7 protein-coding genes are annotated in these 15,433 nt (G+C 50.0%); 2 read left to right on the top strand and 5 right to left on the bottom strand.

Annotated features, from left to right (window positions below):
* Nucleotides 1–330: 330 nt before the first annotated feature.
* The 4 genes from P6910_RS21250 to P6910_RS21235 form a co-directional block, all read right to left on the bottom strand.
* The gene (locus P6910_RS21250) at nucleotides 331–2,244 is read right to left on the bottom strand and encodes a hypothetical protein (protein WP_317143256.1); all 1,914 of its coding nucleotides are present in this window, start codon (nucleotides 2,242–2,244) and stop codon (nucleotides 331–333) included.
* 236 nt (nucleotides 2,245–2,480) lie between these two features.
* On the bottom strand, nucleotides 2,481–5,012 hold the full coding sequence (locus tag P6910_RS21245) for a hypothetical protein (protein WP_317143255.1): 2,532 nt from the start codon (nucleotides 5,010–5,012) through the stop codon (nucleotides 2,481–2,483).
* Nucleotides 5,013–5,047: 35 nt separating this feature from the next.
* Entirely contained in the window at nucleotides 5,048–6,493 is a 1,446-nt protein-coding gene (locus tag P6910_RS21240; protein ID WP_317143254.1) for a hypothetical protein, read from the bottom strand.
* Nucleotides 6,494–7,256: 763 nt separating this feature from the next.
* Entirely contained in the window at nucleotides 7,257–9,332 is a 2,076-nt protein-coding gene (locus P6910_RS21235; protein WP_317143253.1) for a hypothetical protein, read from the bottom strand.
* A gap of 437 nt (nucleotides 9,333–9,769) precedes the next feature.
* Between P6910_RS21235 and P6910_RS21230 the strand changes: the two genes are divergently transcribed.
* Together P6910_RS21230 and P6910_RS21225 are read left to right on the top strand one after the other, a co-directional pair.
* The gene (locus P6910_RS21230; protein WP_317143252.1) at nucleotides 9,770–10,396 is read left to right on the top strand and encodes a hypothetical protein; all 627 of its coding nucleotides are present in this window, start codon (nucleotides 9,770–9,772) and stop codon (nucleotides 10,394–10,396) included.
* Nucleotides 10,397–10,568: 172 nt separating this feature from the next.
* A complete protein-coding gene (locus P6910_RS21225) occupies nucleotides 10,569–15,254 on the top strand; it encodes a hypothetical protein (protein ID WP_317143251.1) in 4,686 nt (1,561 codons plus the stop codon).
* Here P6910_RS21225 and P6910_RS21220 read toward each other — a convergent pair.
* Nucleotides 15,251–15,424, bottom strand: coding sequence for a hypothetical protein (locus P6910_RS21220; protein ID WP_317143250.1), 174 nt, complete (start codon nucleotides 15,422–15,424; stop codon nucleotides 15,251–15,253). The two genes, P6910_RS21225 and P6910_RS21220, sit on opposite strands and share 4 nt — an antisense overlap.
* Nucleotides 15,425–15,433 lie beyond the last annotated feature (9 nt).

Genomic DNA, 15,433 nt, shown 5'->3' with positions numbered 1-15,433 from the left:
CAGATCATTACTCATCCAATTTATTTTTTAGGGCTAAGGTCATCGTTCTGATCCACATCAGCAGGTCTGCGTTTTTTCGCCACCCTCGCCCCCGGTTGGCCATTCTCTGCGACCGGGCTCCTAGGAGCCTGACCGAGAATAGACTGCCCTACGCGGCAACTGCTCCTGCGTTGCTCTAGCTCCTGCATCCATGCAGTCGTGCGGCGGCAGCAAATCGGTCTGAAAATCCGCTTTTGTTCGTCAAATAGCTCGCTATTCTCCTCACAAAACCGAATTTTCATCCTCAATTTTCTGCCGTCCTCGCTACGGGCGCTATTCTCGGTCAGGCTCCTAGTCGAAGGTTTTCTCCTTCCTGTGGTATTTGCTTTTGTGAATTATCAGAGCTTGAACATTCTTGCACACCGTCCCGCATGGCCGCAGTTGGTTGTCCTCCCCGGCCACAGTCACTTCACAGGTTTGCTGTCCGGTGTGGGCTATTCTTTTGTGATCTGCCAATTTTTTAGCACTCAGGCAGAGCCGCCCGCATGGTTGCGGCTGACCATTCTTCCCGACTAAGGGCACGTCACAGTTTCTTTGCCGTGTGTGTGCGCTTCTTTTGTGTTCCGAGAGGGCTTGAACATTCTTACAGACTCTCCCGCATGGCCTTGGCTGGCCGTATTCTCCATCCACTTTGATATCACATTTTTGTTGCGCAGTGTGGATATTTCTTTTGTGATGCCAAAGGCTATCAGCATTCATGTAAATCTTTCCGCATGGCCGCAGCTGGCCATCTTTCCCAATCACTGTCATGTCACAGGTTTGTTGCCCGGTGTGTTCCCTTCTTTTATGATACGACAGGGCTTGGATATGCTTGCAGACCTTCCCGCATGGCCGACGCTGGCCATCTTCCCCGACCACTATCACGTCACAGGCTTTTTGCCCGCTGTGGCATCTCTTTTTGTGACACGACAGGGTTTGTGCATTCTTGCAAACCTTCCCGCATGGCCGATGCTGGCCATCCTCGCCGGTTTCGATTATGTCACAGGTTTGTCGCCCTCTGTGGTATTTGCTTCTGTGCTCCCATAGAGCCGCGACGTTCTTGCAGATCATTCCGCATAGTTTCGGCTGGCCATCCTCCCCGACCACCTTGAGGTCACAAATGTGTTGCTCAGTATGGGCCTTGTTTTTGTGAGTTGAGAGATGTTGGGTGCTGTTGCAGACTATCCCGCACAGATATGACTGGCCATCCCTCCCGATCACTGTGACATTACAGGTTTTTTGGTGATCTGACAGGGATTGTTGTAAATCTGCAGTTCCAGAGGGAGGCATTCCTATGGGAGGAAAAAAACCATACCTGGGCAATGATCCAACATAATTGAGTGGTCCTGTAGCGTCAGCTACCTGGGCTGCCAATGCATTCAGTGAGCCCGGGGCGACCCAGTCCGGGATGGTCCCTTCTATGACGACTTCTTCTATGGCGACTCCTTCTAAAGGGTTGTCGCTATTAGCTGGATTACCATTCATCTCATGCGCCTGTAGCTCGAATAGTTGACCAGAATTAAAATGATCTATGCAACTGAAGCAGTGGCCAGTATCCAAATGGAGGCATGAGCTTTGCCCGGGTGTTGCTTCTGTCTGACCTGTTGAACTTTCTATGGTATTCAGCAGCCATTCAGCTTGCTCTGTGCTATAAGGTGTTGTACGGAGTCTGCAAGCGCCATGACAGGGATAGACGAAACAATTTAAACCTAAAGTATGGGAGTGTTGTTGAGGGCCTCGGTTACCGTCCCCAAAGCCAGAATACAGCAGGTTGGTGAAATAACCCGTAATGTGGGTGCTCGCTGCCGGGACTCGCTGGCCTGATGATTCTGATGACGGGTACTGTTGTGGATTGTCTCCAGAGCCAAACATCGCAGTGATGATCGCAAACGCAAAATTTTCCTTTTTCAATACAGATGCTGCCTGTTGTTTAATTGGGTTAAACAGGAAGAGGAAGGAATCGGGGTTCCAATAGCTTTTTAAAAGCCAGCCGAGAGCGACAACCGCTTCTACCGGTGGCCATGAATCAGGGCTGGAGCTTAGAGGATTGTCTTTGGTAATCAGGGTCAGTTCGTAAACAACCAGCAGATTCGTGACATAGAGCCATTGCCACGAAATCGACTCAGTAATGGTCGTTTTAACTCTGTAACCGTATGGTCTGTGTCGTTTTTCATCTGATCCTGCATAGCCGTCTGTATCGGCAATGCCTGACGGCTTGCCAGGCAATGTATTCGGATCGCATTTTATAGAAAAACCTTGGATCGGGTAGCCTGCAATCTTTTCAAACTCAACAGTAAAATGTTCTGTCCACGGTTCTGCCTGACAGACGACACACAGCAACAGTTGAAGTAACAGCGATGCCGAAGAGAGTGAGCGTTTAATAATTATATCCTTGTATTCTGGTTTACAGAGAGGAAAGATAGATCAAGAAAACAAGGGTGTTTTGTGTTTAAAACCTTCTGCTATTCCTGGTCCACATCATCTGGCTTGTGCTTTCGATGTATTCTTTTGTGATTCGTGAGGGTTTGAGCATTCTTGCAGACCTTTCCGCAAGGCCAGCGCTGGCCATCCTCCCCGACCACTGTCTGTTCACAGGTTTGTTGCCCGAAGTGGTATCTGCTTTTGTGATATGACAGGACTCGAGAATTCTTGCAGATCTTTCCGCATAGTTGTTGTTGGCCATCTTCCCCGGTCATTTTTATGTAGCAGGTTTTTTGCCCGCAGTGGTGTCTGCTTTTGTGATAAGACAGGGCTTGAGCATTCTTGCAGATCTTCCCGCATGGCCTTGACAGGCCATCTCCTCCAACTACGTTCACGTCACAGGTTTTTTGACCGGAGTGGAAGATTCTTTTGTGATATACCAGGGCCAGAGAACTCTTGCAGATCTTCCCGCATGGTCGCTGCAGGCCATCTTTCTCGATTATTGACAGAGTGCAGGTTTGTTGCCCGGTATGTTCTCTTCTTTTGTGGTCCAAAAGGGCTTGAGCATTCTTGCAGACTGCGCCACATGGCCGCTGCAGGCCATCTTCCCCAACCAGTATTGTTCCGCAGGTTTGTTGCCCGGAGTGGTATCTGCTTTTGTGAGAAGACAGGGCTCGAGCACTCTTGCAGACCCTTGCGCATAATTGTTGCTGGCCATCCTCCCCGGTTATGGTTACATAACAGGTTTGTTGCCCGGAATGGTATCTGCTTTTGTGATCCGACAGGGCTTGAGCATTCTTGCAGAGCTTTCCACATGGCCGGGGCTGACCACCCTTCTCTGCCACGGTTAAGTCACAGATTTGTGGTCCAGTGTGGGCAACTCTTTTGTGAGACATCAGAGCCTGGGTACTTCTGCAGATTCTCCCGCATGTCCGCTGCTGGCCATCCACCCCGACTACTGACAGACCACAGGATTGTTGCTTGCTATGGTCTCTTCTTTTGTGATCCGACAGGGCTTGAGCATTCTTGCAGAGCTTACCGCATGGTCGTGGCTGACCATCTTTCTCTGGCACGGTTAAGTCACAGGTTTGTGGTCCAGTGTGGGCAGCTCTTTTGTGATTCATTAGAGCCTTCATGTTTTTGCAGACTCTACCGCATGTCCGCTGCTGGCCATCCATCCCGACTACTGACAGATTACAGGATTGTTGCCCGCTATGGTCTCTTTTTTTGTGATCCGCCAGGGCTTGAGCATTCTTGCAGACTTTCCCGCATGGCCGCTGTTGGCCATCCTCTGCGACCAGTGTCTGGTCGCAGCTTTTTTGTCCGCTGTGGTATCCCCTTTTATGAGCCAACAGGGTATTTGCATTCTTGCAGATCCTCCCGCACAGTCGAGGCTGGCCATCTTCTCCGACCAGTTTGACGTCACAGATTCTTTGCTGATCTGAGAGGGATTTTTGACAATGTGTCGTTCTTGCGAAAGGAAGATAGCTATTCCCGTTTATTGATCCATCATTGAGTGGTCCGGTAGCGTCAGCTGTATGAGTTGCCCATGGACTCATTTGGCCCGGGGCGATCCTTTCTGAAGCGACCCCTTCTATAGGGTTACTGCTATTAGCCGGATGGCCATCAATGTCATGCACCTTTAGCTCAAATAGTTGACCAGAATCAAGATGATCTATGCAACTAAAGCAGTGTCCATCAGCCAAATGGGGACATGAGCTTTGTGCGGGTGTTGCCTGTGTGTGACCCATTGAACATTCCACGGTATTCAGCAGCCTTTCAGGTGGCTCTGTGTTACCGGGTGATGGTCGGAATCTACAAATGCCACGACAAGGATGGACGAAACAATTTAAACTCAAAGTGTGCGAGTTCAGTTGAGGACCTCCGTTATCGTCGCCAGAGCCAGAATACAGCAGGCTGGAGAAATAGCCCGTAATCTGGGTGCTCGCTGCCGGGACTCGCTGGCCGGATTGTTCTGATGGCGGGTGCTGTTGTGGATTTTTTCCAGTGCCAAACATCGCAGTGATGATCGCAAACGCAAAATTTTCCTGTTTCAATACAGAGGCTGCCTGTTGTTCAATTGGGTTAAACAGAAAGAGGAAGGGATCGGGGTTCCAATGGCTTATTAAAAGCCAGCCGACAGCAATAAACACTTCCACCGGTAGCCATAAATCAGGGTTCGAGTTCAGAGGATTGCCTTTGGTGATGAGGATCAGTTCGTAAGCAACCAGTAGATTGGTGGCATAAAGCCATTGCCACGAAATCGACTCAATGGTAGTGGTTCTGAGTCTGTAACCGTAATGTCTGTGTCGTTTTTTATCTGATCCTGCGTAGCCGTCTGTGTCGACAATATCTGATGGATTGCCCGGTAATGTATTCGGTTCGTGCTTTATAGAAAAGCTATGGCTTGGGCAGCCTGTATTCTTTTCAAACTCCACAGTAAAACGTTCTGTACAAGGTTCTGCCAGACAGACGACAGATATCAATAGTAGAAGTAACAGCGGTGCCTCAGAGAGTGAGCGTTTAATAATTCTATCCTTGTATTCTGGTTTATGAGAGGAAGGATAGATCAAGAAAATAAGCGTGTTTTTCTGTTAAAAACCTTCTGTTAATCCTGATCCATGTCAAAAGGCTTGCGTTTTCGATGTTTTCTTTTGTGCTCTGACAGGGCTTGGGTATTATCGCAGACCTTCCCGCATGGCTGCGGTTGGTCATCCTCTGCGATCACTGTTACGTCACAGGTTTTTTGCCCGGAGTGGTATCTGGTTTTGTGATCCGACAGGGCTTGAGCATTCTTACAGATTTTCCCGCATTGTCGCTGCTGGCCATCCTTCCCGACTACTGGCAGACTGCAGGTTTGTTGGCCACTATGATCTCTTCTTTTGTGATCCGACAGAGCCTGAGCATTCCTGCAGACTGTCCCGCATAGTCGCGGTTGGCCATCCTCACCGACCCGTGTTACTTCGCAGGTTTCTAGCCCCCTGTGGTATCTGCTTTTGTGAGAAGACATGGTTCGGGCACTCTTGCAGACCTTTCCGCATGGTCGTCGCTGGCCATCTTCTCCGGTCACTGGCATACCACAGATTCGTTGCCCCGCGTGCTCTCTGCTTTTGTGATCCGACAGGACTCGAGCATCCTTGCAGACGGCTCCGCATCGGCGCAGCTGGCCATCCTTCCCGACCACTGCTTCGTCACAGGTTTGTTGCCTGGAGTGCTTTCTGCTTTTGTGAGAAGACAGGGCACGAGCATTTTTACAGACCTCTCCGCATGGCCGCGGCTGGCCGTCCTTCCCGATCACTCTGACAATACAGGTTTCTTGCGAGGTATGATTGGTTCTTCTGTAATGGGACAGGGTATTGGCATTCATGCAGACCTTTCCAAATGGTTGCGGCTGACCATCCTCCCCGACCAATTTGACGTCACAGACTTTTTTGCCATCTGAAAGGGATTGTTGGCAATGTTTAGCTACTTCGGGAGGCGTCCCACCGGGAGGAAAAAAGCCATTCCAGGACTCTGATTCTTCATCAATGAGTGGCACGGTAGCGTCAGCCGTATGAGCTGCCCATGCTCTCATTGAGTCGGGGGCGACCTTTTCTAAAGGGTTGTCGCTATTGGCTGCATGGCTGTCAATGTTATGCTGCTGTAGCTCAAAGGGTTCACCAAGATTAAAATGATCCAGGCAACTAAAGCAGTGTCCATTAGCCAAATGGGGGCATGAGTTTTGCCCGGGTGTTGCTTCTGTGTGGTTTGTTGAACTTTCCACGACATTCAGCAGCCATTCCTCCAGTTCTATGCTATCGGGTGATGGTCGGAATTTACAAATGCCATGACAGGGAAGGACGAAACAATTTAAACCCAGAGTATGTGAGTGTTGTTGAGGGCCGCCATTACCGTTGCCAGAGCCAGTATGCATTGGGTTGGTGAAAGAGCCGTGGGTGGTAGCTGCCGGGACTCGTCGGCCGGATGGTTCTGATGGCGGGTAATCTTGTGGATTGTCTCCAGAGCCAAACATTGCGGTGATGATCGCAAACGGGAGATTGCTATGTGTCAACATAGATGCTGCCTGTTGTTCAATCGGCTTGAGCAGGGAGGAATCGAAGTTCCAATAACTTTTAAAAAGCCAGCCAACAGTGACAACCGCTTCTACCGGTAGCCATGAATCAGGGTTTGAGCTTAGGAGATGGTCTTTGGTGATCAGGATCAGTTCGTAAGCAACCAGCAGATTCGTAGCATAAAGCCATTGCCAGGAAATCGACTCAATAATAATGGTTGTTTTAACTCCGTAACCGTCAGGTCTGTGTCGTTTTTCACCTGATCCTGCATAGCACTCTGTGTTGGCAATATCTGAAGGTTTGCCCGGTAATGTATTCAGTTCGCGCTTTATAGCAAAGCTATGGTTTGGGTTGCCTGCATTCTTTTCGAACTCAACAGTAAAGCGTTCTGTTCTCGGTTCTGCCTGATAGACGACAGATGTCGAAATAAGAAGTAACAGTAGAGCCTCAGAGAGTACGCGTTTAATAATTCTATCCCTGCATTCTGGTTTACAGAGAGGAAGGTTATACCAATCGAACTTTCTAACTCCCTATTGCGCTGAAGATTTGAGCCTTAATCCTGCGTTGGCGATCGTCGCCATAGCTAAGGCTATGACTCCTCACGCCGCCTTGTCTTAAGGCTCAAACCTCCATGCTCATCACGGGAGTTAGAAAGCACGCTTGGTATTAGATCAATAAAGTAAGCGTGTTTCTTTGCTAAAAGCCAAAGGTTACACCGGGAAAAACCCCATGAAAGGACGGATATCTGAAAGGATCATTACTTATTCACTTTATTTTTTGAAGGCTGAGATCATCACTCTCGTCCACATTAACGGGCTTGCGTTTTTGATGTTTTCTTTTGTGCCCCGAGAGAGCATAAGCATTCTTGCAGATCTTCCCGCATGGCTTCTGTTGGCCATCTTTCCCGACCACTGTCGCGTCACAGGTTTGTTGTCTGCTGTGCTCTTTTCTTTTGTGATCCGTCAGGGCTTTAGCATGCTTGCAGACCTTCCCGCATGGTTGAGGCTGACCATCCGCCCCAATCAGTGGCAGGTCACAGGTTTTTTTTCCGCTGTGGTGCCCACTTTTGTGAGATGACAGCGCTCCGGGATTTTTGCAGACCGCTCCGCAGGGTTGCAGTTGGCCATCCTCTCCGATCAGAGTCGCGTCACAGATTCTTTGGCCGCCGTGGGCTTTACTTTTGTGAATCGAGAGATACAGAGCATTTATGCAGACCTTCCCGCATAACCGCGGTTTGCCATTTTTTCCGACCAATTTGACGTCGCAGGTTACTTGTTTGGTATGGGCTCTTCTTTTGTGAGTTGACAGAGCTTTAGAATTCTTGCTAATTGTCCCGCATGACCTCTGCTGGCCATTCTCCCCGAGCACAGTCTCGCTACATCTTTGTTGCCCGTCATGGATTCTTCTTTTGTGATCTGACAGGGCTTTGGCATTTTTGAAGATTTTCCCACATTGCTGCTGTTGGCCATCCTCCCTGACCAATGTCAGTTCGCAGGTTTTCTGCTCGAAGTGCTTTTTTCTTTTGTGATTCCAGAGAGCTTTACTATTCTTGCAGACCGTCCCGCACAGCTCAGGCTGGCCATTCTTCCTGATCCCTGTTACGTCACAGATTCGTTGCCTGGTATGGTATTTGTCTCTATGAAATGACAGGGCACGAGCATTCTTGCAAACCGTCCCGCAAATTCGCTGCTGACCATCCTCTTCGACCAGGATCGTCTGACAGGTTTTTTGCCCAGTGTGGTATTTGCTTCTATGAGATGACAGGGCACGAGCATTACTGCAGACTTTCTCGCATGGCCGCAGCTTGCCATCTTCTCCGATTATTATTGCGTTACAGGCTGTTTGTTCACTGTCAGCTCTGGCTTTTAATTTTCCTGTCCCGGAAGGATGATGTTGGCTCTGATCCAATCGGAATAATTCACTGGTTGTCGGTTGTATCTCTGATTGGTCAAGCGTAATGAACATCTCGTCTTCTTCGAGAATACACTGTGGATCAAGCCTCTCATTAAAGACCTCAAAATCACTCGTGATGAAAGGCTGGCTATCGAACCTCACCCAGTCATAAACCCATGATCCGGCGGTGTCATTTGTATAGGCGACCGGGCCTGAAGTTGAACTTTCTTCGGACTTCAGTGGCCATTCAACGAGTCCTCCGCTAACCGATGATGGTTGGTATCGACAAACGCCACGACAGGGATAGACGAAACAATCTAAACCCAGTGTATGTGAGTCTTTTTGAGAGCCTCCGTTACCGTCGCCAGAGCCAGAATTCAAAAGGTTAGTGAAATAACCTGTAACCTGGATGCTGGCTGCCGGGACTCGCTGGCCGGATGATTCTGATGGTGGATACTGTTGCGGATTGTCTCCAGAGCCAAACATCGCAGCGATGATCGAAAACGGAAAATCTCCCTGTGTCAACAGAGAGGCTGCCTGTTGTTCAATTGGCTTGAACACAGAGGAATCAGGGCTCCAATAGCTTTTTAAAAACCAACTGATAGCGACAAGCGCTTCTAACGGTGGCCACGAATCAGGGCCAGAGCTTAGAGGATTGTCTTTGGTGATCAGGGGTATTTCGAAAGCAACCAGCAGATTCGAGGCATAAAGCCATTGCCACGAAATCGACTCAATAATGGCCGCTTTAATTATGTAACCGTAAGGTCTGTGTCGTTTTTCAACCGATCCTGCAAAGTGGTTTGCATCGGTAATGTCTGATGGGTTGTCTGGCAATTTAATCAGGTCAGACTTTATATAAAAGCCATGGTTTGGACGGCCTGCATCTTTTCCAAACTCAACAGTAAAACGTCCTGTCCACGGTTCTGCCTGACAGACGACAGAGAGCAACAGTAGAATTAACAGCGGTGCCGCAGAGAGTGAACGTCTAATAATTCTATCCTTGCATTGTGGTTTCCAGAGAGAAAGGTTAGATCATGTAAATAGTGCCTGCCCGTAAACCCACAAATAATCTGATTCAGCAGACAACAGCCAAAATTTTTTGATTGAAATTTAGCCTGCTCATTTGGGGGTCATAGCCTCTCTGGCCATATTGTTGAATCTATAGCCTGAGCTGATTCAACCCCTCGTTTAAAAGAGGCTGTTGCAGCGCCCTTGCCCTGTATATGAACGGCTCAGGAGTCATGGCTAATACCCTGAGTAGCAGCACTAAAGAGAGGATTGACAAAAAGATCCATCTATTTTCTTGCAACACCTTAAACCTATTAATGGAAAACTATAAACACAGCGACTAGGCTTCCTATCGACTTTTCCGAGGAGTCCTGAAAATGATTAAGTTGCGGCACTATTCGGTCCTGTTCATCGCTCCTGTATTTCTGTTACTGGCTCTGACCACTCAATCTACACCCACTACAGCGTCAACAGCCCCCATAGAGATTAATGATGCAGAAGACTTGGGCAAGATTGGCCGAAATCCCAACTATCCACTGAACGGTACGTATCAACAGACAGCGGATATTGTTGTCAATAAAGACCATAAACCCATTGGCATATCCACCTGGGGCACATTCTTGGGCCCATTCACCGGGAAGTACGATGGGCAGTGCCGTACCATCAGCGGCCTGTCTGACTGTTTTGTTGACATTCTGAAAGGCAGCATCAGTGACCTTCAGTTTACTCGTGCCAATATAAAATATTCCGCGAGGCCGACCGGGTTAGCAGCCTGTGTTGTTGATGGTACTGGCACAGTCAGTAATATCCGGGCGAAAGATGTTCATATTGTCAACAGGGGTCACTATGCAGACGCCGGCATCGGGGGGGGGCGGGTTAAAGGAATGGTTGCCAACATCATGGCGGTGAACAGCACGGTCGAAACCGTGGATTGGCTTGCAGACGCCGGCATCGGTGGGGGGAGGTTAAAGCTGGAGGAACGGTTGCCAACACCACGGCGGTGAACAGCCATGTCACAACCTCGGGTTATGGTTCATTCGCCGGCATCGGGGGGCAGGTTAGAGCTGGAGGAACGGTTGCCAACACCACGGCGGTGAACAGCCATGTCACAACCAAGGGTGAACGTGCATACGCCGGCATCGGGGGGTTGACGGAACGGTTGCCAACACCACAGCGATGAACAGCAGGGTCGAAACCTCGGGTAAGAATGGAATGGCCGGCATCGGGGGAGTTAAAAGGGGAGGAAAGGTTGACAACACCACAGCGTTGAGCAGCAGAGTCGAAACCCTGGGTTGGCGTGCAGAAGGCGGCATTGGGGGTGGGCGGGTTGACGGAACGGTTGGCAACACCATGGCGGTGAACAGCCGTGTCACAACCTCGGGTTATGGTTCATTCGGCGGCATCGGAGGTGGGGGGGTTTTAGGAATGGTTGCCAACACCACGGCGGTGTACAGCAATGTCAAAACCGAGGGTAGATATGCAAAAGCCGGCATCGGGGGGGGAGTGGTTAAAGGAATGGTTGCCAACACCACGGCGGTGTACAGCCATGTTACAACCTCGGGTGACCATGCAGACGTCGGCATCGGGGGGGGGCTGGTTTACAATGAAGGAACGGTTGCCCACACCACTGCGGTGAACAGCCATGTTACAACCTCGGGTGACCATGCAGACGCCGACATCGGGGGGGGCCAGGTTTCCGGAACGGTTGACAAAACCAAGGCAGTGAACAGCTTTGTCAATGGCAATAAAAAGAATCTTGGAACTATCACCTATGATCAGCTTTTATGCCAAAAAGCAGACCTACGTGTGTTAACAGCCTATTGCTCTCCGAGAACTGAATTTCGGGATGCGTTGGATTTATCGGTTTGTCCGGTAAATGCCGCTACAGCATCAACACCCACTACAGCGTCAACAGCGGCTATAGAGCCAACAGCCGCTAAAGAGTCAACACCCACTACAGCGTCAACAGCGGTTATAGAGCCAACAGCCGCTAAAGAGTCAACACCCACTACAGCGTCAACAGCGTCAACAGCCGCTAAAGAGTCAACACCCACTACAGCATCAACAGCCACTACAGCATCAACACCCATAAAGATTAATGATGCAGAAACCCTGGGCAAGATTGGCCGACATCCCGACTATCCACTGGACGGTACCTATCAACAGACAGCAGATATTGTTGTCACTAAAGACTATCAATCCATTGGCAATGCTACCCATCCATTCACCGGCGATTACGATGGGCAGTGCCGTACCATCAGCGGCCTGTCTGACTGTTTAGTTGATACTCTGAAACAAGGCAACATCAGTCACCTTGGCTTTACTGATACCCATATAAATTCAGCGAAGACGACCGGGTTGGCAGCCTGTACTGCCGATGGCACAGTCAGTGATATCCGGGCCGAAAATGTGCATATTTCCACCTCGGGTGACAATGCACACGTCGGCATTGGGGCGGGGGTGGTTGACGGTGGAGGAATGATTACCAACACCATGGCGGTGAACAGCACGGTCGGTACCTCGGGTTGGAATGCAGACGCCGGCATCGGGGGGGGGTACGTTTTAGGAACGGTTGCCAACACCACGGCGGTGAACAGCAGGGTCAAAACCTCGGGCGGGATTGCAAACGCCGGCACCGGGGGGGGGGCGGTTTTAGATGGAGGAACGGTTGCCAACACTATGGCGGTGAACAGCAGGGTCACAACCTCGGGTAAACTTGCAAACGCCGGCATCGGGGGGGGCAAGGTTAACGCTGGAGGAACGGTTGCCAACACCATGGCGGTGAACAGCAATGTCACAACCTCGGATGATTATGCAGATGCCGGCATCGGGGCGGGGGTTTTATATGGAGGAACGGTTGCCAACACCACGGCGCTGAACAGCAATGTCACAACCTCGGGTAATTATGCACACGTCGGCATCGGGGGTGGGTACGTTTTAGGAACGGTTACCAACACCACGGCGGTGGACAGCACGGTCGAAACCTCGGGTAAACATGCACACGTCGGCATCGGGGGGGGCTTGGTTGACCAGGCAGGAACGGTTGCCAACACCGCGGCGGTGGACAGCACGGTCGAAACCTCGGGTAAATATGCACACGCCGACATCGGGGTGGGCATGGTTTCCCGTGGAGGAACGGTTGCCAACACCACGGCGGTGAACAGCTATGTCGATGGCAATAAAGTGAATATTGGATCTGTCGCCAATGATCAGCTTCTTTGCCAAAAAGCCGACCCACGGGTGTTAACAGCCAATTGCTCTGCGCGAACCGAATTTCTGGGTGCATTGGACTTGTCGTACAGTGATGCTTGCCCGGTAAATAATGCTACAGTGCCAACAGCCGCTAAAGAGTCAACATCCACTACAGCATCAACAGCCGCTACAGCACCAACAGCCACTACAGCATCAACAGCCGCTACAGCACCAACAGCCACTACAGCATCAACAGCCACTACAGCATCAACACCCATAAAGATTAATGATGCAAAAGACCTGGGCAAGATTGGCCGACTTCGCGACCATCCACTAAACGGTACCTATCAACAGATAGCGGATATTGTTGTCACTAAAGACTATCAATCCATTGGCAATGTTACCCATCCATTCACCGGCGATTACGATGGGCAGTGCCGTACCATCAGCGGCCTGTCTAACTGTTTTGTTGACACTCTGAAAGGCAGCATCAGTGACCTTCAGTTTACTCGTGCCAATATAAAAAATTCCGGGAAGCCGACTGGGTTAGCAGCCTGTGTTGTTGATGATACTGGCACAGTCAGTAATATCCGGGCCGAAAATGTGCATGTTTCGACCTCGGGTGACAATGCACACGCTGGCATTGGGGCGGGCGTGGTTGACGGTGGAGGAATGGTTACAAACATCACGGCGGTGAACAGCACGGTCGAAACCACGGGTCAGAGTGCATGCGCCGGTATAGGGGGGGGCCAGGTTGACAAGGCAGGAACGGTTGCCAACACCATGGCGGTGAACAGCAATGTCACAACCTCGGATGTTTATGCAGACGCCGGCATCGGGGGTGGGTACGTTTCAGGAACGGTTGCCAACACCACGGCGGTGAACAGCAGGGTCAAAACCGCGGGTAAAGTTGCATACGCCGGCATCGGGGGGGGGTTCGTTAGAGCTGGAGGAACGGTTGCCAACACCACGGCGGTGAACAGCCATGTCACAACCTCGGATGATTATGCAGACGCCGGCATCGGAGGGGGATACGTTATAGGAACGGTTGCCAACACCACGGCAGTGAACAGCAGGGTCGAAACCTCGGGTAAACTTGCACGCGCCGACATCGGGGGGGGGAGGTTAAATGGTGGAACGGTTGCCAACACCACGGCGGTGAACAGCTATGTCGATGGCACTAAAGTGAATACTGAATCTGTCGCCAATAATCAGCTTCTTTGCCAAAAAGCCGACCCACGTGTGTTAACAGCCAATTGCTCTGCGCGAACAGAATTTCTGGATGCATTGGACTTGTCGTACAGTGATGCTTGCCCGGTAAATACCGCTACATCCATTGCCGATGGTTCAAGCACCAATGCTACTGAAGCTCCTACTACTGCAACTTTCCCTCCAACGGTATTATGCGACGCTCTCATAGGTCAAACGGTAGGGGTTACTCAACGGCTTAACCAATACAGTGATCTTGTTAGCGGACGACAGTGCGTTGTCCTCAGTGCCGACCCCGCATATGATTTAAGTGAGTTGATAGAACAGATTCCCGAGAACACTGTTATCTTGCTTTCCTCCAAAACAACTTCTCCAACCGTTGCCCCCGTGACAGGTAAGCCCATTGTTGAATATCTTATCGCCAATGCAATAACGTTGAAGAACGGTCAGGACATCATCGGGGCTGCTGATGACGGTTTTGAAATTGTTATCAAGCTTCATGATAACTTTACAAGTAGATACATGATCGGGGTTGGCGTTCACTACGATGACGAATTCAATTTTGGAGAAACATTAACCAATCATATAAGACACATTACTTTCCAGCCAACCGGAGTTAATCCAGATACTCAAACTGACGCTATTGTCCACACAAACTGCTATAGCCGGACATTATCTATAGAGAACAACGTTTTTTATCTCCCTGTCCGGGCCGCAGTTAACATTAATTGTTCTGCGAATCTGGATGCATCCACCAGTGATTTGCTCCCGCTCCCGAGCCCGGGCTTACGTTTCGCTAATAACTACGTCATTGGTAAAACCATCCGCACAACAAAACTCAGTATGATTCCCGAGAAAGCAATATTCATTAATCTTCGCAACATCAATAACCTGTCAAACAAACTCGAAATAATTGGTAACACATTCCAGGGCAAAATCTCGGAATTGGCTCAGATTGCAATTGGATCCGGAAGCAATATTAATATCTTCAGAAACAGTGTTGTTATTGACAATAAAGGCAAGACACGTGGCGAAATTCGTACAGGAATTAAAACCCGAAGTGGAGGGTTCGCTTTAAAGGGTCTCTCCTCGTCTGCCTATAGCAAAGCGCCTCTCATTAATATGGCTGGTAACATTATCGGAGTCACAACGACAGCTTTAACTATCGATGACAAGCTTGATCTGGCACTGGCCTGTAACCGCTTTGGGGGAATGACTTTGTGGAAAGTAGACAACGAAGATTTCCCCCTGAAAGCCGTTGATCCATTGCCACTGGCAGGTGAGTGCCAAAGAACCGAGAGTTCAACCGTCGGCCCGGCAACGACCAGTGCACCGACACTTTGCCAGATCGTGAATAGCTGGACTCCCATCAATGATTCCAAAGCCACTGCTTTGACTGGACTGACCAACGTTGAGGGTCAGTTCTACTTTGACTCAGCTGTTTGCACGACAGAGCCTTAATCCTCTGCTTCTGTTACCAATATGACTTTCAGTAACAGCCCGGTTTCCACTTCATCAGCGGAAACAACCCCAGTGACCAATGCTTTGGGGGTCATAGCCTCTCTGGCCATATTGTTGAATCTATAGCCTGAGTGATTCACCCCCTCGTTTAAAAGAGGCTGTTGCAACATGGTTCAGGG

Origin of the sequence: Endozoicomonas sp. 8E (genome assembly GCF_032883915.1) — a bacterium.
Taxonomy (GTDB): domain Bacteria; phylum Pseudomonadota; class Gammaproteobacteria; order Pseudomonadales; family Endozoicomonadaceae; genus Endozoicomonas_A.
This window is presented reverse-complemented; position numbering and strand designations above follow the sequence as displayed.